Source organism: Deinococcus depolymerans (assembly GCF_039522025.1).
Taxonomy (GTDB): domain Bacteria; phylum Deinococcota; class Deinococci; order Deinococcales; family Deinococcaceae; genus Deinococcus; species Deinococcus depolymerans.
Genome location: NZ_BAAADB010000001.1, coordinates 29,357 through 47,748, shown reverse-complemented (window position 1 = coordinate 47,748; position 18,392 = coordinate 29,357). Strand labels below are relative to the sequence as shown.

15 protein-coding genes and 1 tRNA gene are annotated in these 18,392 nt (G+C 71.0%); 6 read left to right on the top strand and 10 right to left on the bottom strand.

Going from position 1 to position 18,392, the window contains the following annotated elements; genetic code table 11:
• Positions 1 to 201 precede the first annotated feature (201 nt).
• Together ABDZ66_RS00235 and ABDZ66_RS00230 are read right to left on the bottom strand one after the other, a co-directional pair.
• Positions 202 to 1,113, bottom strand: coding sequence for a PEGA domain-containing protein (locus tag ABDZ66_RS00235; RefSeq protein ID WP_343754772.1), 912 nt, complete (start codon positions 1,111 to 1,113; stop codon positions 202 to 204).
• Positions 1,114 to 1,262: 149 nt separating this feature from the next.
• The gene (locus ABDZ66_RS00230; RefSeq protein WP_343754770.1) at positions 1,263 to 1,763 is read right to left on the bottom strand and encodes a hypothetical protein; all 501 of its coding nucleotides are present in this window, start codon (positions 1,761 to 1,763) and stop codon (positions 1,263 to 1,265) included.
• Between the two features lie 133 nt (positions 1,764 to 1,896).
• Between ABDZ66_RS00230 and ABDZ66_RS00225 the strand changes: the two genes are divergently transcribed.
• Positions 1,897 to 3,579, top strand: a complete 1,683-nt coding sequence (locus ABDZ66_RS00225; RefSeq protein WP_343754768.1) for an outer membrane protein assembly factor BamB family protein — start codon at positions 1,897 to 1,899, stop codon at positions 3,577 to 3,579.
• A 204-nt stretch (positions 3,580 to 3,783) separates the two neighbouring features.
• On the opposite strand, the gene ABDZ66_RS00220 is transcribed toward ABDZ66_RS00225, so the two are convergent.
• Positions 3,784 to 3,859: transfer RNA gene (locus tag ABDZ66_RS00220), tRNA-Ala, on the bottom strand.
• Between the two features lie 116 nt (positions 3,860 to 3,975).
• On the opposite strand from ABDZ66_RS00220, the gene guaB reads away from it, so the two are divergent.
• Together guaB and trhA are read left to right on the top strand one after the other, a co-directional pair.
• Positions 3,976 to 5,478 carry an IMP dehydrogenase gene (gene guaB / locus ABDZ66_RS00215; RefSeq protein WP_343754766.1) on the top strand — a complete coding sequence of 501 codons (1,503 nt, stop codon included), beginning with the start codon at positions 3,976 to 3,978 and terminating at the stop codon, positions 5,476 to 5,478.
• A gap of 92 nt (positions 5,479 to 5,570) precedes the next feature.
• Positions 5,571 to 6,212 carry a PAQR family membrane homeostasis protein TrhA gene (gene trhA / locus ABDZ66_RS00210; RefSeq protein WP_343754764.1) on the top strand — a complete coding sequence of 214 codons (642 nt, stop codon included), beginning with the start codon at positions 5,571 to 5,573 and terminating at the stop codon, positions 6,210 to 6,212.
• A 210-nt stretch (positions 6,213 to 6,422) separates the two neighbouring features.
• Here trhA and ABDZ66_RS00205 read toward each other — a convergent pair whose 3' ends face one another.
• The 3 genes from ABDZ66_RS00205 to ABDZ66_RS00195 are packed head-to-tail and all read right to left on the bottom strand — an operon-like array spanning position 6,423 to position 9,432.
• Positions 6,423 to 7,034: a site-2 protease family protein gene (locus ABDZ66_RS00205; RefSeq protein ID WP_343754762.1), complete on the bottom strand. Its 612-nt coding sequence runs from the start codon at positions 7,032 to 7,034 to the stop codon at positions 6,423 to 6,425.
• A 24-nt stretch (positions 7,035 to 7,058) separates the two neighbouring features.
• Positions 7,059 to 8,183 (bottom strand): tRNA nucleotidyltransferase/poly(A) polymerase family protein, encoded by a 1,125-nt coding sequence (locus tag ABDZ66_RS00200; protein WP_343754760.1) that lies wholly within the window; start codon positions 8,181 to 8,183, stop codon positions 7,059 to 7,061.
• On the bottom strand, positions 8,164 to 9,432 hold the full coding sequence (locus ABDZ66_RS00195; protein ID WP_343754758.1) for a S1C family serine protease: 1,269 nt from the start codon (positions 9,430 to 9,432) through the stop codon (positions 8,164 to 8,166). The genes ABDZ66_RS00200 and ABDZ66_RS00195 overlap by 20 nt, the downstream gene beginning before the upstream one ends.
• A gap of 62 nt (positions 9,433 to 9,494) precedes the next feature.
• Between ABDZ66_RS00195 and ABDZ66_RS00190 the strand changes: the two genes are divergently transcribed.
• On the top strand, positions 9,495 to 10,538 hold the full coding sequence (locus ABDZ66_RS00190) for a nucleotidyltransferase domain-containing protein (protein ID WP_343754757.1): 1,044 nt from the start codon (positions 9,495 to 9,497) through the stop codon (positions 10,536 to 10,538).
• A 54-nt stretch (positions 10,539 to 10,592) separates the two neighbouring features.
• Here ABDZ66_RS00190 and ABDZ66_RS00185 read toward each other — a convergent pair whose 3' ends face one another.
• A complete protein-coding gene (locus ABDZ66_RS00185) occupies positions 10,593 to 14,300 on the bottom strand; it encodes an ExeM/NucH family extracellular endonuclease (RefSeq protein WP_343754755.1) in 3,708 nt (1,235 codons plus the stop codon).
• A complete protein-coding gene (locus tag ABDZ66_RS00180; protein WP_343754753.1) occupies positions 14,287 to 14,466 on the bottom strand; it encodes a hypothetical protein in 180 nt (59 codons plus the stop codon). Before ABDZ66_RS00180 ends, ABDZ66_RS00185 begins: the two co-directional genes overlap by 14 nt.
• A gap of 256 nt (positions 14,467 to 14,722) precedes the next feature.
• Between ABDZ66_RS00180 and ABDZ66_RS00175 the strand changes: the two genes are divergently transcribed.
• Entirely contained in the window at positions 14,723 to 14,974 is a 252-nt protein-coding gene (locus ABDZ66_RS00175; protein WP_343754751.1) for a PqqD family protein, read from the top strand.
• A 3-nt stretch (positions 14,975 to 14,977) separates the two neighbouring features.
• Complete coding sequence (locus ABDZ66_RS00170; RefSeq protein ID WP_343754749.1) at positions 14,978 to 15,895, top strand: hypothetical protein; 918 nt, start codon at positions 14,978 to 14,980, stop codon at positions 15,893 to 15,895.
• Here the strand turns inward: ABDZ66_RS00170 and ABDZ66_RS00165 are convergent.
• Together ABDZ66_RS00165 and hslO are read right to left on the bottom strand one after the other, a co-directional pair.
• A complete protein-coding gene (locus ABDZ66_RS00165; protein ID WP_343754747.1) occupies positions 15,810 to 17,267 on the bottom strand; it encodes a lasso peptide biosynthesis B2 protein in 1,458 nt (485 codons plus the stop codon). The genes ABDZ66_RS00170 and ABDZ66_RS00165 overlap by 86 nt on opposite strands.
• 38 nt (positions 17,268 to 17,305) lie before the next feature.
• A complete protein-coding gene (gene hslO, locus ABDZ66_RS00160) occupies positions 17,306 to 18,214 on the bottom strand; it encodes an Hsp33 family molecular chaperone HslO (RefSeq protein WP_343754745.1) in 909 nt (302 codons plus the stop codon).
• Positions 18,215 to 18,392: the final 178 nt, after the last annotated feature.

Sequence of the window (18,392 nt, the reverse complement as noted above, 5' to 3'; positions counted from 1 at the left end):
GCCGGCAGCGTAGCGCCTGACCCGGCGCTGCAACCGTGGGCGGCGCGCGGCAGGCGCAACCGGTCCGGGAACACACACGGGAGGCCACCGGTCCGGGAACACACACGGGAGGCCACCGGTCCGGGAACACACGGGAGGCCACCGGTCCGCGAGCACCGACCGACCGACCCGCCGCGCGGCCGCCCGTTCAGGCCGGGGGGCTCAGCGGACCTCGCAGCGGAACTCACCGGCCACGCTGCAGACAAGCGCCGTGACCCGGTTGGCGTTCACGCGCACCAGCAGGTTCTGGGCTTTCAGGGTGCGGTCGAACGGCACCACGTTCAGCGGCAGCACGCCGGGGCGTGCGGGCAGGTCCAGCGGCGTCTCGCCGAGCACGCAGTCCCCCAGCCACACCCGCGCCGGCACGTCACTGCGGACACTCAGGGTGCCCGTCACGGGCCGCAGGACCGCCTCGACCTCGGCCGTGGCGTCCGCGCGGACCGTGACACGCTGCGAGAACGGCTGGTACCCGCCCAGCGTCACGCTGACCGTCACCTGCCCTTCCGGCAGGTCCGGCAGCGTGACCGGCGCCAGGCCCACCGGCCGGTCATTCACGCGCACCTGCGCGCCCGCCGGGAAGGCCGAGACCCGCAGGGTGCCCAGCGGCTCGACCCGGTAGACGGTCGTGGCGACCGTGTACGCCCCGCGCGGCAGGCCGGTCGCGGCCGCCTGCACCACCCGCGAGAGCTCCTTCACGCTGCGGGCGCCGGCCGCGCCGTCCAGGTTCAGCGGGGCCAGGCTGGCCACCGTGAACACCTGCGTGAATCCCAGCGTGCCGGGCAGCGCCACCGTGACCGGCACGCCCGCCTCGACCTTCACGGCTGGCTGCACCCGCGCGCCCCCCGAGGCCGGCAGGACCACGCTGGTCACGAACGCCGCGCGGTCCGCCTGCACCCGCAGGGTTCCCGGCCCCGGCGGACGGTACAGGCCCTGCTCGCCGGTCACGGGCCGGGCGGCCGGGGTGGCCAGGTCGGCCCGCAGGTTCAGCAGCGCGTCCGGTTGAGCCTGCAGCGGCGCGGGCACGCACCCGCACAGAAGTCCTGCCAGTACCAGCCCTGCCCACACCCGTGTCATGCCCACAGGGTAGTGCAGCGGCCCGCTGCCGGGGATAAGGGTGTCTGACGCGCCCTTCACCTATCCTGGATGGCCGTGCGGCCCGCCGCAGCGGGGACCGCGGCAGAAGAAGGCCCCCGTCCGAGGACAGGGGCCAGGGAAGGTGCGGGTTACTTCAGGCGCTTCATGATGGCCTGCAGGCTGGCGCTGTCGGCCCAGCTCATGCCCTTCTCGACGTACATGCGGGCACTGGCGTTGTCGCCGCGCTGCAGCGCGAGGTAGGCGAGCTTGGCGGCGCTCAGGGAAGCCCACTGCTTTTCCTGGTCGTTCAGCGCGCCGAGCTTGTTCCAGGCGTTGTAGGCGTTGATCCACCACTGGGTCTTGGTGTACAGCTGCGCGAGGTACGCGCCGTAGTCACGGTTGCCCGCTTCCATGCTGGCGGCGTAGTAGGAGTGGTCCACGGCCGCCTTCCAGAGCGTGCGGTCGTAGAAGGGCACGGGGTAGGCCACGTCGGCCTGCACGGCGTACTCCTGAGCCTTGGCGAAGTTCTCGCTGGCGCTCATGGCCGCCGGGCCGGTCATTTCCATGGTGTCCGTGGTGGTCGGGGCGGTGTCCTGCGCAGCGGCGAGGCCGGTGAGCGCGAACGCGGTCAGCATGAGAATCTTCTTCATAACAGTTCGCATCTTAGGCCGTACCCTGACAGGCGTCCACACCCCGCCACCCGCCATGGCCCTACCGTAAAGGGACTGTAAAGGAGCTTACCTTCAGATGAGGATCACCCACGCACTTGCCCTTTCCACCCTGATGACACTGGCTGGATTCACCCACGCCACCGCCCAGCAGACCCCCACCCAGACTGCCCCGAAGGTCTCGGTCTTCAAGGAACTCCGCGTGATCTCCGGCGTGACCGTCAGCGCCGGCGGAGACCTGACCTTCGTCGGCTCGGACGCCCGCGTGCACCGCACCGACGCCAGCGGCAGCGAGAAATGGTCCTACCTGACCGGCGACATCGGGCGCGCCTACCCGGTCGTGACGCCGCAGGGCGTCACCCTCGCCGCGTCGTACGACGACCACCTGTACGCCCTGGACCCGAACGGCAAACTGCTCTGGAAGGTCAAATTCGACGGTGACATCTTCGCCACGCCCGCCCTGCGCGCCGACGGCAGCGTGATCGTCGCCACCGCCGGCGGCACCGTGCACGCCCTGGACGCCCAGGGGAAGACCCTGTGGACCTTCAAGGTCGGCGCGCCCGTGTTCAGCAGTCCGGCCGTCGCGGCCGACGGCACCATCTATTTCGGCGCGCAGAACAACCGCATGCACGCCCTCACCCCGGACGGCCGCCTGAAATGGACCTACGCGGCCGGATCGCTGGTGTTCAGCAGCCCCGCCATCGGCGCCGACGGCAGCGTGTACTTCGGGTCCAGCGACCGCCGCCTGCACGCCCTGAGCCCGGACGGTCAGCCCCGCTGGACGCACCTGACCAACCTGTTCGTGAACGCCAGTCCCATCGTGACCAGCGGCGGCCTGGTCGTGGTCGGCAGTTACGACGGCAACGTGTACGCCGTGAACGTGACCGGCGAACTCGAATGGACCTACAAGGCCGGGGCGGGCATCGCCGGAACCGCCGCCGAACTCAGCGACGGCACCGTGATCGTGCCGGACCTCTCCGGGACCGTCCACGCCATCGGCAAGGCCGGGCAGGGCCTGTGGCAGATCCGCACCGGCAAGAAGATCGACCTGGGCGTCAGCGTGAGCGACCAGGGCAGCGTCTACTTCGTGACCGACGGCGGCGGCCTGAACATCCTGCAGAAGCAGCGGCCGCTGGCCGTGGCCCCCTGGCCGACCTTCCACGCGAGCCCTGCCGCCTGGGGGCGCGTGCCCAGCGAGGCCGAACTGCAGGTGCAGGCGCAGGCCCGCCGCGCCGCTGCGACCGCCGTGCTGAGCGCTCCGAAACCGGTCGCGTCGGTCCCCGCGCCCCAGCCCGTCACGCCCCGCCCCACCCCGGCGCCGACCACCCCCCGCCCGACCCCGACTCCCTCAACGCCGGCTCCCGTCACCCCTGCGCCGTCCACCCCGGCCCCCGTCACCCCGGCGCCGGTCACGCCCCCACCGGCCCCGGTCGTCCGGACGCCCGCGCAACTGGCGCAGGACGCCGCCGACCGCGCCCGCAGCGCCGACGGGCAGGTGTTCCTGCCGCTGACCGAGGCGGCCGCCGCGCTCGGCCTGAACGTGCAGAACGTGACGGCCCGCACCGCCACGCTCGCCGTCGCCGACCGCCGCCTGCCGGTCACGGTCAGGCTGTTCGGCCGCGAGGCCTTCGTGCCGCTGGCCGCCCTGAGTGACCTGCCCGGCACGCGCGCCCGCCTGAATGCCGGCGCGGTCGTCCTCACGCGCGGCGACCAGGACGTCCGTTTCCCGCTGAGTGTCGCGAAACTCGTGCCGCTTCAGGGCAAACCCGAATTCCTGGGCCCGCTGCAGAAGTCCTGATACGGACTCCGATTGAATGGCTCTGTAAGCCGTTCAATCGGAGCGAAGCGAGCAGAAGCAGAACGGAGTCCGTATGAGACGCACCCGGGTTGAAGGGGTTGTGCAATCCCTTCAGCCCGGGTCCGTATGACGGGACGCCGGGAGCGTGTCGGCCCGGCCTGAACGGAAGACACCCGCCTGCATGAAACAGGCGGGTGCGGTGTGTGGTGGAGCCAAGCGGGATCGAACCGCTGACCTCGTCATTGCGAACGACGCGCTCTCCCAGCTGAGCTATGGCCCCACGGGCGAGAGGGAATCTACCACGCGCCGCCCGCCGCGTGCAAGGCCCGGCGCGGCGGTCAGGTGACATGGACACGCTTACCTTCTGTTCACGTCCGGGCGCTTACACTCGCCTGCATGAGTGCGCCCGCCACGCCCGTCCCCGCTGCCCAGGGCAGTGACCGTTTCGCCTACAAGTTCGCGCAGGAGGGCATCACCTTCGATGACGTGCTGCTGCAACCCCGGCACTCGCAGGTGCTGCCGCACGAGGTGAACATCAAGGCGCAGCTGACCCGCCGCGTCCGGCTGAACATCCCGTTCCTGTCGGCCGCGATGGACACCGTCACCGAGACGAACATGGCGGTCGCCATGGCCCGCGAGGGCGGCATCGGCGTCATTCACAAGAACATGCCCATCGACGCGCAGGCCGAGATGATCCGCAAGGTCAAACGCTCCGAGAGCGGCATGATCGTGGACCCCATCACGCTGCCCCCGCACGCGCCCGTGGCGGACGCCGAGCGCCTTATGGGCGAGTACCGCATCAGCGGCGTGCCCATCACCGACCCGAACGGGAAACTGCTGGGCATCATCACCAACCGCGACATGCGCTTCATCGACGACATGCACACGCCCATCGGGGACGTCATGACCCGCGAGAACCTGATCACCGTGCCGGTCGGCACCACCCTCGAAGAGGCGCAGGAGATCTTCAAGCAGCACCGCATCGAGAAACTGCTCGTCACGGACGCCGACCACACCCTGCGCGGCCTGATCACCATCAAGGACCTGACCAAACGCGTGAAGTACCCGCGCGCCGCCAAGGACAGCCTGGGCCGCCTGCGCGTCGCCGCCGCCATCGGCGTGGGCGCCGACCTGATGGACCGCGCCGGGGCGCTCGTGCAGGCCGGCGTGGACGTGCTGGTGCTCGACAGCGCCCACGGGCACAGCCAGGGCATCCTGAACGCCCTGAGCCGCGTGAAGGAAGCCTTCGACGTGGACGTGATCGCCGGGAACGTCGCCACGCGCGCCGGCACCCGCGACCTGATCCTGGCCGGCGCGGACGCCGTGAAGGTCGGCATCGGGCCGGGCAGCATCTGCACCACCCGCGTCGTGACCGGCGTGGGCGTCCCGCAGATCACCGCGATCTTCGAGGCCAGCGCCGCCGCCATGGAAGCCGGCATTCCGATCATCGCGGACGGCGGCATCAAGCAGACGGGCGACGTGCCCAAGGCCATCGCGGCCGGCGCGAACGTGGTCATGATGGGCAGCATGCTGGCCGGCACCGACGAGAGCCCCGGCGAGAGCATCCTGCGCGACGGCCGCCGCTACAAGAGCTACCGCGGCATGGGCAGCATGGGCGCCATGGACCAGGGCAGCGCCGACCGCTACTTCCAGAGCGGCAGCCGCAAGTTCGTGCCCGAAGGGATCGAGGGCATCGTGGCGTACAAGGGCACGGCGGGCGAGGTCATCTACCAGTTCGTGGGCGGCCTGAAAAGCTCGATGGGCTACTGCGGCGCGCCGGACCTTCAGACGCTGCGTGACGAGGCTCAGTTCGTGCGGATCACCGGGGCCAGCCTGGTGGAAAGCCACCCGCACGGCGTGACCATCACCAAGGAAGCCCCCAACTACGGCGGCCGCTGAGGCCACGGCAGACCGGGAGCGAGACGGGGGAGAGGATTGCACCCCGTCCCAGTTGACAGACTGTCATCAGCGGGTGGGGGTAGGGTAGGGGCATGCGCTTCCTGACCGCCCCCCGCGAACCCGTCAACGCCCTGACCCACTGGGCCGGCGTCCTGGCGGCGCTGATCATCCTGGGACCGCTGCTGTGGTGGGCGCACGCCCGCGAACTGGCCCTGTGGCCGTTCACCGTATTCGTGATCAGCATGACCCTGCTGTACGCCGCCAGCGCCAGTTACCACTCGTTCTTTCCCGGCGAGCGCGGCATGCTGTGGCTACGCAAACTCGACCATGCCGGCATCTTCCTGCTGATCGCCGGCAGTTACACCCCGATTGCGTACTTCGGCCTGCCCGACCCCTGGCAGGGCGTGGTCCTGTGGGTCATCTGGGGCATCGCCCTGAGCGGCATCACCCTGAAACTCGTGACCATGAGCCTGCCCCGCTGGGTCAGCACTGCCCTGTACCTCGGCATGGGCTGGCTGGCCGTGGCGTTCCTGCCGCAACTGGCCCGCCACCTGCCACCCGCCGCCATCTTCTGGCTCGCGGCGGGCGGCGTGCTGTACTCCATCGGGGCCGTCATCTACGGCACGAAACGCTGGAACCCCCGCCCCGGCGTGTTCGGCTTCCACGAGATCTGGCACCTGTTCGTGCTGGCCGGCACCGCCGCGCACGTCGTCATGATGTTCAACCTGCGCTGAACAACCTGTCCTGAACACAGCAGACAGCCGGGCCGGAGGTGATCACTCGACCTCCGGCCCGGCTGCTGTTAAAGGTCATACGGATTCCGTTTGTTTCGTTAACAGATCGGAACATCACCGATCTGTTAACTCCACGTCCGGAACCCGGTTTTCTCCCACTCGCTTCGCTCGGATTGAACGGCTTTGTAAGCCATTCAATCGGAGTCCGTATCACACGCCCACGAAACCGATCACCCAGTCCTGCACCGTGCCGATCAACTGCCCGATCTGGGGGCGGAACAGGTAGATGAAGCCCATCACGATCAGGAACGAGTACGGCATCATCTCGAACTGATTCAGGGCGCGGCCCAGTGACGGCACCAGCGCCCCCAGAATGCGGCTGCCGTCCAGCAGCGGAATCGGAATCAGGTTGAAGACCGCCAGCACCACGTTGATGCCCAGCACCGTCATCAGGATCGTGTACGTCAGGTCCGTCAGGGGCAGCACCTTGAGCAGCAGCGCGCACACCACCGCGATCAGCAGGTTACTGATCGGCCCGGCTGCCGCCACCCACATGGTGCCCCAGCGGCCCAGGTTGTTCGGGTTGATCGGCACGGGCCGCGCGAACCCGAAGCCCACCAGCAGCAGCAGCAGCGTCCCGAACGGATCGAGGTGCTTGATGGGATTCAGGGTCACGCGCCCGTAGCGGCGGGGCGTCGGGTCGCCCAGGCGGTCCGCCGTGTACGCGTGCGCGAACTCGTGAAAGGCCAGGGACAGGACCAGTGCCGCCGCGATGATCACGAACGCGGCGGGATTGCTGGTCAGCAGAGAGATGAGACCCATACCCCGGCATTCTAGTGGGTCCGCCTACCGGGCTTTCGTCGCCAGGAACGCTTTCAGCGCCGCGCGCTCCTCGTCAGGGTTGCGGACCTGCCCGGCCCGGCGCAGCGACCCCAGGTGCGCCAGCGCCTCGCCCACCGCCCGGCCCGGCGGGACGCCCAGCGCCAGCACGTCCTTCCCGGTCAGGGGTTCGTGCGCGTGCGGGCGCAGCAGGGCACGCAACTCGCGCTCCGGCGTGCCGTCCGGGTAGAAGGTGTCCGACAGGGCGCGGGCCAGCAGCGCGGCGGGCCGGGTGCCCAGGTCCAGTCGCGCCGCCAGCGCCTCCGGGTCTGGCGCGGCGTGCAGCAGCGCCGCCGCGTAGGCGTTCATGGACAGGGTCGCCCCCGCGTCCCGGCGGGCGTCCAGGGCGTCCAGCAGCGCCGTGTCCGGCAGCAGCGAGGCGGCCCCCCAGGCACGCAGCCGCGCGGCAGCCCGTCCAGGGCGGGGCTCATGCAGCAGCAGTTTCAGTTCTGCCCACAGCCGGGGGGTGCGCGGGGCCATGTCCAGCGCATCCGGCACCTGCGAGAGCAGCTCCGGCGCGGCACCCAGGTTCAGCCGCGCGGCCAGCCTCGCCCCGCGCACCAGCCGGCTGGCATCCTCACGCAGCGAAGCCGGGTGCAGGGGCCGCAGCACCCGCACGCGCAGGTCCTGCAGGCCGCCCGTCACGTCCAGCAGCGTGGGCTTCCCGGCAGGGGAGAGGTGCAGGGCCAGCGCGTTCACACTGAAATCCCGCCGCCACAGATCGGCGGTCAGCGAGCCCGGTTGCGGCCGCGGGTTCCCGCCGGGCACCGGGTAGACTTCCCGCCGCGCCCGCACCAGATCCGCCGCGCGGCCGTCCGGCAGGGTCACGGTCGCGTTCCCGAACGCCGGGTGGAACACGAACGGCAACCCCGTCCCGGCCGCCAGGGCCGCCACGTCCGCGTCGGGAATCACCACATCCAGGTCCAGCGGCGTCACGCCCAGCAGCGCGTCCCGCACCGCGCCGCCCACCAGCGCCGCGCCGCCCGGACCCGCCTGCGCCGCCACGGTCAGCAGCCACGCCCGGTCCTCCGGACGCAGCGCCGCCCACACGGCCTGCGCCTGCGCTGCGTTCTCAGCGGAACGAGGTTTCATCCAGCGTGACCTTCACCTCACGCGACTTCCCGGCCCGCACGACCGTCAGCGTCACCGTGTCGCCCTCCTTGCGGTCGATCAGGCCCGCCTGCAGGTCCTCCAGGGCGTCCACCGGCTTGCCGTTCACGGCCGTGATCACGTCCCCGCCCAGGCGGATCGCGCCGCCCCGGAACGCCTCGGTGCGCGTGCCGCCCTGCAAGCCCGCCCGCGCGGCCGGCGTGCCCGGCATGACTTCCCCGATCACCAGTCCCCGCTCCGGCAGGCCCAGCTCCCGTTTACCCTCCGACGACAGCACGCTCAGGCCCACCGCCAGCGTCTGCTGCTGCCCGCGCACCATCAGGCCCGCCGCCACGCCCAGCGTCGGCGCGCGCACCTCCTGCCCGTCCGCTGCCTGCAGGCGCGGCAACAGGTTCTTGGCCGTGTTCACGGGGATCGCGAAGCCCACCCCGGCACTCTGACCCACGCCGGTACTCTGCCCGCTGGGCGAGTAGATCTGCGTGTTGATGCCGATCACGCGCCCCCCGCTGTCCAGCAGCGGCCCCCCGCTGTTCCCCGGGTTGATCGCTGCGTCCGTCTGAATCGCCTTTTGCGTGATGCCCTCGCCCGCGCCGCCGCCCGAGAACCCGATCGGAATCTGCCGCGCCGTGCTGCTCACGATGCCCTCGGTCACACTGAAATCCAGCCCGAACGGCGCGCCCATCGCAATCGCCTTCTGCCCCACCTTCAGGGCGTCGCTGTTCCCCAGCGGAATCGGCCGGATCAGCTTGGCATCCAGGCCCACCGGGCGGATCAACGCCAGATCGTACTGCGGGGCCAGCCCGATCACGCGCGCCTCCACGCTCTGCTCCTGCCCCATGACCCGCACGCTGATCTTCTGCGCCGCGCCCGCCCCGGCCTCCCCGGCCACCACGTGGTAGTTCGTCAGGATGTCCCCCGCGTCGTTCACGAAGAACCCACTTCCCACCCCGCGCTGGACCTCCGTGCCGCCCCCGAACATCCCGAACGGATCCTGCCCCATCACCTCGTTCTCGGTACTGATGAACACCAGCCCCGGCTCGAACCGCCCGACCACGTCGATGGTGTTCTGCTCGTTCTGAAGCCGCGCGCCCGCCTCCGCCGCCACCGGATCGGCCGCCGCACCCGCGGCCGGAGCCTGCGCCCCACCCACTGGCACCTGATCGCGCAGCAGCGTCGCCCCCAGACCCAGTCCCACCAGCACCAGCACGATCCCGACACCACGACCCTTCATGAGAGGCATTATCCGCCAAGGAGCGGATGCCGGGTGGGGACGCGCTGTGGTGTGCTTCATGCATGGACCCTGAAGGCATCGACCCAGGCCGCATGAACCACGACCGCGCCATGCAGGACCTCCGCACGCACCTGAGCGACTTCATGAGCGGCCACCGCCCGGACGGCGTCTTCCACGTCCAGACCGGCGGTCCCGGCAGCGTCCCCGCGCTGGCCGACCTGGACACCCCGGAACTGCACTTGGACCTGCTGCCCGACCCGCCCACCCAGGAGCAGCGCGCCGCCCTGAGCCGTCTCGGCTACCAGCCACGATCGGAGCGCACCTGGACGCACCCCGGCGGCTGGCGACTGATCATCAGCGACCACGACAGCGGCTGGCGCGCCGAGCAGGCCGCGCTGCGTGACCTGCTGCGCCACGACCCCCAAGCCGCCCGCACCTACCGCGCCGCCTTCACCGCCGCCGGCCGCGACCACGCCGACCACGCCCTGCGTCCCGCCGCCCTGGCCCACCACGCCCGCACTGTCGGCCTGACCCCCGCCCGGCAGGTCGCCCGCCTGCTCCCCCCGCTGGACGCCCCGTGGATGATCGCCGCCGGATACGCCCTCGACCTGCACCTGGGCATGACCGCCCGGCCCCACGACGACCTCGACGTGATCCTGCCCCGCGAAGCCCAGGCCCAGCTGCCCCGCCTGCTGCCGGGCTGGCGACTCGACGCATCCATCCACGGCACCTACCAGCCCTACACGGCCCCCCTTGACCCGCCCCACTTCCAGATTCACGCCCGGCACCCCGACCTGACCGGCGTGCTGATGCTCGACCTGATGCTCAGCGACCTGAGCGGCGGCACCTGGCACTACCGCCGCGACCCCCGCCTCACGCTGCCGCTGGAGCGCGCCCGCTGCGTCAGCCCCGAAGGCCTCCCGTACCTCGCGCCCGAAGCCGTCCTGCTGTTCAAGGCAGGCGCAGCCGGACGCGACCCACGCAGCAAGGACGAACAGGACTACCAGCGCGTCCAGCCCACCCTGACCGCACAGGCCCGCGCGTGGCTGCGCGGCGCCCTGACCCTCACCCGACCGGGGCACCCCTGGCTGACCGGGCTGGAATGACAAAACCGCCCCCGGAGGGGCGGCGTGAGTACGGGGTCGATCAGACGCGGCGGATCAGTTGGTGCCGCTGAAGGTGACGGTCCTGTTCTGCGGGTTGGCACTACCGCTTGCCGCACCGTCGCGGTAGGTGAAGTCGCTGGCGTTGTTGTCCGTGTCCACGAACTGCCCGCCACTGACGTTCCGCGCCCAGCTGATCTGTGCCGTTGTGCTGGTGGGGCCGTTGGCGATGCAGGTGCCCTCGCACAGCACGCCCTGGGCGGTCGTAGCGGCGAAGCCGACCGTGTCCAGCACCGTGCCGCCCGCCGTCGTGACGCGGACCGCACGGTTGTCGGACGTGCCGGAGGTGGTGGTGAGGTCACCGGCCGCGGTGGTGGTCAGGCTGTACCCTCCGGACGCCGTGTTGTTGACCATCAGGTAGAACTGTCCGGGCTGAAGCACAGTGTTGGTGGGAACGGTGGCTCTCGTCCCCCAGGTGAGCGCATTGTTGTTGTTGCCCTGGATGAGGTACCCGCTGATATCCAGCGGCGCGGTGCCCATGTTGACCAGTTCGACGAACTCATCGTTCCCGCCGGAAGGCCCGCGGAAACGGAACTCGCTGATCACCAGTCGGCCGGTCGGCGCGGCCGTGACGGTCACGGTGAAGGTGCGGCTGGCCGTCTGGCCGTTCGTGCCGGTGGCCGTCAGGGTGGCCGTGTACGTGCCGGCGCTGCCGCCGGTGGCGGTGACGGTCAGGGGCGTGCTGTTGCCGGTGGTCGTGCCGGGGGTGACGGTGATGCTCGGAGCGCCGGCACCCGTGGCCGAGGCCGAGTAGCTGACAGTGCCCGCACCGTAGGCGGTCACGGCGGCGCTGGTCGTCGCGCCGGTCGCTGCGTCGGCCGCGCCGTAGCTGAGGTTACTGGGGGCGCTGAGCAGGATGCCGTTCACGTTCACGTCGTAGGTGGCGCTGGCGCTGGCGCTGCCGCTGCTGGTCCCCACGGTCACGCGGTACGCGCCGGGGGTGGTGTCGGCGGCGGCGGTGACCGTCACGTCGAAGGTGCCGTTGGGAGCGGCGGTCGTGGGGGCCGTGACCGTGGGGTTGGTCCCGGCGGCCGCGCCGTCCGTCTTGGTGAGGGTGGTGGCGACGTTCAGCGTGGTGACGTCCGTGCTGCTGGTCGTGAAGGTCCCGGAGACGCTGCTGCCCAGGTTCACGTTCGCGCTGGCGCTGGCGGGCGTCAGGGTGGTCGTGGGGTTCGTGACCACGATGGGCGTCTGGGCGGTCAGGTTCAGGCCGATCAGGATGGGGTCGTGGTCGCTGCTGCGGAAGGCGTCGGCGGCGTAGAGGCTGGTCAGCTGCCCGGCGCTCTTGAATTCGGTGTTGTAGTCCAGCACCGTGGGTTCATCGCTGTTGATGTGCCACTTGGTCTTCCCGGTGACCTGCGCGGCGAGGCTGGCGCTGCCGGTGGCCTGATCGAGGCTGCCCCACTGCCCGTCGAACTGGTAGGAGTACACGTTCCGGTCGAACAGGTTGGCGTACCCTCGGCCAGCCAGGATGGTCAGGGGTTCCTCGCCGGCGTAGGCGTTGTAGTCGCCCATCAGGATGCGGTCATCCTCGGTGATGCCGGTGGGGTTGGTGTCCAGCCAGTTGGCGATGGCGGTCGCGGCGTTGCGCCGCGCCTTGTAGCCGTTGCCCTGCCCGTCGCCGATGTCGGCGTCGCTGGTGGCGGCGCAGGCGCTGCCCTTGCTCTTGAGGTGCATGGCCACGGCCGTGAAGCGCCCGCCGTTCGCGTTGCTCTGGAAGGTCTGCGCCCAGGTGGGACGGTTGCAGGTGTCGGCGTAGTTCGGGTCGAAGGTGTTGTTCAGGATCGCGAGGTTCCCGACGGGCGTGACGGCAGCCGGCTTGTAGATCATGGCGAGGCTGATGGCGTCCGTGCCGACCTTCGCGCCGGGGTTCACGTAGGCGTACGTGCCCGCCCCGAGTTTCGTGTTCAGGGCGTTGACGAGCCACGCCACGGAGCTGTTGGTGCCCTTGTCGAAGTCGTTCTGGATTTCCATCAGGTTCAGCACGTCGGCGTTCAGGCCGCTGATGGCCGCCACGATCTTGTCCTGCTGGCGCAGGAACTCCTCGCAGGTGTTCGCGCCCCGGGCTGCGCTGCCGCCCACGCCGTTGGGCGTGCAGCCCGTGTTGCTCGTGACGAGGGACGTGAAGTAGTTCAGGACGTTCATCGCGCCGACGCGCAGGGTGCCCCCCACGGCTTCCGGGGCGCTCAGGCGGGGGTTGCTGGCGGTGACCTGCACGTCGCTCTGGCCAGCCAGGACGCGGTAGGTGTAGAGGCTGCCGCCGCTGGTCAGGGTGCCGCTGTCGTTGCTCCAGGTGAGGACGCCGGTGGCCTGCACCGTGTCGCCGCCGCGCAGGGTGTTCGCGGCGCTCAGGTTCTGGCCGCCGCGCGCGAAGATTTCCGGGTCGGGGTTCTGCTGGCGGTTGCCGTCGTCAATGCGGATGTAGCGGTTCTTGAAGTCCGTCTGGTACGCGGCGTACGCGGCCACGTCCGGTGCGTTCAGCTGCGTGAAGTTCGGCACGCGGTCGTCGGCGATGTCGAAACTCCCGAAACGGCCCAGCGGGAAGTTGTTCGTGACCTTCCCGCTCACGCTGACGCGCATGCCTTCGAGACGCTCACGGGCCGTGACGTTCAGCGGCAGGGTCAGCGTCTGCGCGTCCGGCAGGGCCACACCGCTGGCGAGGGTGGTGACGCTGGCCGCCGTGGTCGTGATCTGGGTGGCGGCGTTGAATTCGGCAGCGGTGCCGGTCACGCGGACGCGGTCCCCGACGTTCACGCCGGGGCAGCCGGCCGTACCGCAGTACACGAACACGCCGTCGCTGGTGGTGGCGTCACCGTCCGCGTCGATGCCTTCCTCCTGCAGGAAGAAACCCTGCAGGGACGCGTTGAACGCGGCCGTGACCACGCCCTCGACCGTGACGCTCTGGCCGCTGACGGGCGTGGCGGCGTCCCCGCTGGGCGTGCTGCCCTGCACGCTGGCGACGTTGGTCAGGGCGACCTGTCCGGGCGCGTCGGCCACGGCGAACACCAGCTTGAACGCGAAGGGGTCGGCGTCGCTGATCTGCGTGCCCTGCAGGGGAACGCGCGCCGCGAAGCTGATCGTCTGGGACGCCCCGGGCGCGAGTACGCCGCCTTCCCAGCCCTGGTGGCTGAGGCCCGCGACGCTCTGCCCGGCGGGCGTGGTGACCTGCAGGCCGCCGGTATCCAGTCCGCTGCGCAGGGGAGTGGCGTTCGGGTCGGCCTGGATGGTGCCGCCCGAGAGCTGGTGGGCGACCTCGACCTGCATGCCGGTCGCGCTGACGGGCACGCCGGTGCGGGTACGGACCTCGCCGAAGGGCGTGCTGCCGCTGGTGCCGCCGGTCCCGGCGGTGTCCACGGGAATGTAGGTGGGCAGCGTGATGGGCGTCTGGGTGGTGTTCGTGACGGTGAAGGTGGCGGTCATGTGGACCACGCGGTTCGTCTCGTCCACGAGGTTGGACATGCTGGTCCGGGTGAAGCTCAGGCCGCCCGTGACCTCGGCCGCCTGTGTACTCAGCCCGCTGGCGGGCCGGACGGTCGCCTGGGCGGACGGGCCGCTCAGGCCGTTCACGCGCAGTTCGTACAGGCCCAGCACGCGGGCGGCGCTGGGGGTGGAAGTCGGGGCGGCGGTGGGGGCGTCAGTGGTGGCGCAGCCGCTCAGGGCGAGCAGGCCGGCGAGCAGCAGGGCGCGGGATTCAGTACGAGCCACGGTTGTTCTCCTGTCCCGGCATGCCGGGGAAACGGTTGAAGCCGACGGACCCGATCAGGGTGACGGCCTGCCACGCGCCGAGGTCCTGCACGCGCGGCGGTTCGTAGCGGCGCGGCGGGGTCGGCTGGTGGGCGGAAGTGGGGGTGGACGGTGGGGCGTGGTTCATTCGGACTCCTGGGTGGTACCGGTGAAGAATTCGGAACGCACGTCGGTGCAGCCTCACAGCCCCCGGGAAGCAGGGCGTGCGGGGTGAAGATGGAGCTGGAAGTCGCATGGCAGCGGACGAAGCGGCGGTTACCTTAAGGTCTGACTGTCATGGTTTGTTCAGAATTCAGTGGCAGAATCTCGCGCCAGCCCCGGCCCCGTCAAGGTCAGTCAGTCACCTGATGCCCGCGGCGCGCCGCTGCGCTACCCTGCCTGTCATGTGGCAGGGAAACGAGGATGTGCTGGTCACCGATCTGGACGATGAACTGGTCCTGATGCACGCCGGCCGGAGCGAGATGTTCAGCCTGAACCCGGCCGGGCGGCTGCTGTGGCAGGCCCTCCCCGCGACCGAGGAGACCCTGACCGCGCTGCTGGCTGCAACGTTCGACCTGCCCGGCCATCAGGCGCAGGCGGATGTCCGGGCCGTCCTGAACGACCTGGCCGTCCGGGACCTGATCCGGCCGGGCTGACGCGTGGCCGACGCGCTGTCACGCCCGGATGCGGCCGGCTGGGCCAGCCTGGACGCCCTGGTCACCTGCGCGCCGCACGTGCCGCCCGCCTGGGAGGACGCCCTGCGGCACGCCTGGGGCCTGGGCTGCGGTCCCCAGGAGCACGCCGCAGTGGCCCGACGTGTCGAAGTGCAGGTGGGAACGTCGCCCCCCGTTCCACCCGGGGCGGTCACGCGGGAAGTGACGCTGCCGGACGGAAAGGCGCACGCGCAGGTGCTCGGGGATGAGCTGTGGCTCGGTGGTCGCCTGCACGTTCGGCTGGGCGCGGACCTGAGCGTCCTGACCTGCGCGCCGCAGGGAGCCGGGCAGGACCTGTGGGCACTGGCCTTCACCGAGGCGCACCGCGCGGCCGGCTGGGTGCCGCTGCACGCCGCGCTGATCGCCGGGCACGGCGGGGTGGTGGCCGTCACGGGGCCCAGCGGGGCGGGCAAGACGACTGCCTGCCTGCGCCTGCGGGCGGCCGGCTGGACGGTCCTGGCCGAGGACCGCGCCTGGATCGGCCCGGACGGGCAGGTGGCCGGTCTGGACCGCACCCTCCGCGCCCTGGATGACAGTCTGGCCCGTTTCGCGCCGGAACTGCTGGGCGGCGACGGACCCGTGGCCCGCGACGGCCGGGGCAAGCGCCTGCTGCCGCTGACCGTGCCGCCCGTGACCCTGCCGCTGACGGCCGTGCTGCTCCTGGGTCATCCGGGACCGCTGGGTGCAGCCGACCGGGTGCGGGAGTTCTGGCAGGCGACCGGCGTGCCGCTGGGCGCGGCGGGTCAGCGGGCGGTCAGTGCCGCCGCGCAGCGCCTCGTCAGGACGGTCCTGTGGCGTCCGGCGGGCCGGGAGGAGATGATGACGCTGGTTCCGGCGCTGCTGGGCGCACCGCTTCAGGAGTAGCCGTGACGGATTCCGGTGGGTACGTGAACAGCACCCGGAAGGTCTGCCGGTTGAAGTCCTCCCCGTAAGGCTCAATGGCTCCCCAGGTGTCCTCGACCCAGGCGTGACCCGTGATCTGGGTGCCGTGCCGGGCCGCGCCGCTCACGAACACGGCCGGGTGACCCAGGCGGCGCAGCGCCCGGTACGTGGCGTAAGCGCGCGGCACGCACACCCCGGCGTGCTTCTGGCGGGGATGCAGGGCCCGGGTGATCAGTCGGGCGGTCGTGACGGCGCGGTCCAGACGGGCGGGGTCCAGCGTGCGGGTCGGGCCGGGCGGTGTCCAGCGGTTCAGGTGGGCGCGCGGGTCGCCGCCGCGCCGCACGGCGCTCATGGCACCCAGGACGTCCGCCGTGGCCTGCGGCACGCCCGGCAGCAGGAACGCGGCCCGCTTCACCCGGTACCAGAGGTGGCGCAGGACCGTTGCCGGTCCGTGCCGGTACAGCCCGTCCCGGCGCAATGCTGCCGCCAGGACCGGACCGGTGCGGGCCGGGTCCAGGGTCAGCTGCGCGGGATCGCACAGCTGCTCGAAGGCCGCCCAGCTGTGCGTGGCGCCCAGTTCGGCAGCCCGGGCGGCCAGCCGTGCACTCCCGGCGGCGCCGGTCAGGGCGTGCCGTTCGCGCAGGCGCTGCAGGTCCAGCGGGTCGGCGGGTTTCAGGCCGCCACGGTCGCCGCCCCAGACCCGGCTGACGGCGAGGGCCGCGACAATCTCGTCTGTCGGGTGGGGCCTCCAGACACGCAGGCCGTCCCAGTCGTGCGGCCGGGCGGCTGCCCACACCTGCCGGGTCACGTGGAGGCTGCGGCGCCGGCCAGCGAACCAGTCGGGGATCAGCCAGCGGTGCACGTCCAGCCGCGCGTGCCCACCGGGACTGAACAGGTGCATGGTCTCGTGCGTCCAGCGGTCCGGGTGGGCGTGCTGGCCGTCGCTGCGCCAGCCGCGGGCCAGCGCGAGGTGCGCCGCGCGGGTCACCGTGGCGGGATCACCCGGCAGCAGCAGGTCCACGTCCCCGTAGAAGCGTTCGGTGCGGGTCGCGTACCCGAACTCGCTGAGCGCGAAGCCCTTGAACAGCAGGGCCGGGATGCCCTCTGTCTCCCAGGCACCCAGCAGGTCACGCAGTTCCGCGCGGATCAGGGCGTGCCGCGCGCCGAGCACCAGCGCACCGGCCCGCAACTCGGCCCGCAGCGGGTCGTCTGCGGGCAGGCGGGCCCGCATGGCGCCCTCCAGGCCGGCGGCGCGCAGGTGCGGCAGGTCCGCAAGGGCCAGAGGGCCGCCCCGCAGGGCCCGCTCCAGCACACGCAGGTCAGGCAGGTGGCCGGGAGAGACGGGATCAGGCATGAGCGCCCGCAGTTTAGCGGGGGCCGGGCGGCGGAAGGTCAGGCGCGGGCGTGGGTGTCGGTGGCGTCGAGCGCGGCGATCTCGTCCGGGGTGATCTGGTAGTGTTCGCCGCACCAGTGGCACACGATTTCCTGCCCGCCGGCGTCGATCATGTCCTGGCGTTCGCCAGCGTCGAAGAATTTCAGGGAGTCGCTGGCTTTCTCGCGGGAGCAGCGGCATTCGAAGCGGGAGCCCTGCGCCTCGGCGGCGAGCTGCACGTTCAGGCCGTCGGTGGCGCGGGTGATGGCTTCCATCAGGCCGCCGCGGCGGAGGTTGTCGGTGATCTGGCCCATGGCGCGGATGTTCGCCTCGAGTTTTCCGAGGGTCTCGTCGGTGACGCCGGGCATCGCCTGGATGAGCAGGCCGCCGGCGTGCGCGACGCGGCCGCCTTCCTCGTACACGCCGAGCAGCACGGCGTTCGGGATCTGTTCGGAGACGCCGAGGTAGGTGCTGATGTCCTCGGCGATCTCGCCGCTGACAAGGTGGGCGCTGCCGGTGTAGGGTTCGCCGTTGTCGAGCAGGCGCGTGACGCTCAGTTCGCCCTGCGTGCCGACGATGCCGCTCACGTCGAGTTTGCCGTCGCGTTCGCGCAGGGGCAGGTCCGCGCCGGGCTGGCGGACGTAGCCGCGCACGCGGCCGTCCACGCTGCCCTCGGCGACGATGAACCCGACCGGGCCGTCTCCCTCGACGCGCACGGTGACGCGGCTGTCGCTGCGTTTGCCGAGGACGGTGGCGAGCAGGACGCTGCCGGTCAGAGTGCGGCCGAGCGCGGCGGTGGCGGTCTTGCTGAGGTGGTGGCGCACGCGGGCGTCCTCGACGACCTGGGTGGAGTCCATGCCCACGATGCGCAGGGTGCCGCCTGCTGCGGTGCCGCGCAGGACGTAGGAGGCGGGGGTGGAAGCAGTCATCCAGAAACCTTAGCGGGCTACGCGGCCGGCTGCTGTGGGTGGACTTTCATTCACGGGCGGCCTGAGTGATACGGACTCCGTCTGTTTCGCCGACCATCCGGAACTTCACCGGATTGCCAGCTCCACGTCCGGAACCCGCTTCTCTCCTGCTCTGCGGAGCAGCTCTACGAGTCGCATC

What these genes read in the sequence shown, in the direction of transcription:
- ABDZ66_RS00175 (WP_343754751.1), top strand. Translation starts at nt 14,723, where the DNA reads ATGTGGCAGGGAAACGAGGATGTGCTGGTCACCGATCTGGACGATGAA.
- ABDZ66_RS00235 (WP_343754772.1), bottom strand. Translation starts at nt 1,113, where the DNA reads ATGACACGGGTGTGGGCAGGGCTGGTACTGGCAGGACTTCTGTGCGGG.
- ABDZ66_RS00180 (WP_343754753.1), bottom strand. Translation starts at nt 14,466, where the DNA reads ATGAACCACGCCCCACCGTCCACCCCCACTTCCGCCCACCAGCCGACC.
- ABDZ66_RS00230 (WP_343754770.1), bottom strand. Translation starts at nt 1,763, where the DNA reads ATGAAGAAGATTCTCATGCTGACCGCGTTCGCGCTCACCGGCCTCGCC.
- ABDZ66_RS00200 (WP_343754760.1), bottom strand. Translation starts at nt 8,183, where the DNA reads ATGAAACCTCGTTCCGCTGAGAACGCAGCGCAGGCGCAGGCCGTGTGG.
- ABDZ66_RS00195 (WP_343754758.1), bottom strand. Translation starts at nt 9,432, where the DNA reads ATGAAGGGTCGTGGTGTCGGGATCGTGCTGGTGCTGGTGGGACTGGGT.
- guaB (WP_343754766.1), top strand. Translation starts at nt 3,976, where the DNA reads ATGAGTGCGCCCGCCACGCCCGTCCCCGCTGCCCAGGGCAGTGACCGT.
- hslO (WP_343754745.1), bottom strand. Translation starts at nt 18,214, where the DNA reads ATGACTGCTTCCACCCCCGCCTCCTACGTCCTGCGCGGCACCGCAGCA.
- ABDZ66_RS00165 (WP_343754747.1), bottom strand. Translation starts at nt 17,267, where the DNA reads ATGCCTGATCCCGTCTCTCCCGGCCACCTGCCTGACCTGCGTGTGCTG.
- ABDZ66_RS00190 (WP_343754757.1), top strand. Translation starts at nt 9,495, where the DNA reads ATGGACCCTGAAGGCATCGACCCAGGCCGCATGAACCACGACCGCGCC.
- ABDZ66_RS00205 (WP_343754762.1), bottom strand. Translation starts at nt 7,034, where the DNA reads ATGGGTCTCATCTCTCTGCTGACCAGCAATCCCGCCGCGTTCGTGATC.
- trhA (WP_343754764.1), top strand. Translation starts at nt 5,571, where the DNA reads ATGCGCTTCCTGACCGCCCCCCGCGAACCCGTCAACGCCCTGACCCAC.
- ABDZ66_RS00225 (WP_343754768.1), top strand. Translation starts at nt 1,897, where the DNA reads ATGACACTGGCTGGATTCACCCACGCCACCGCCCAGCAGACCCCCACC.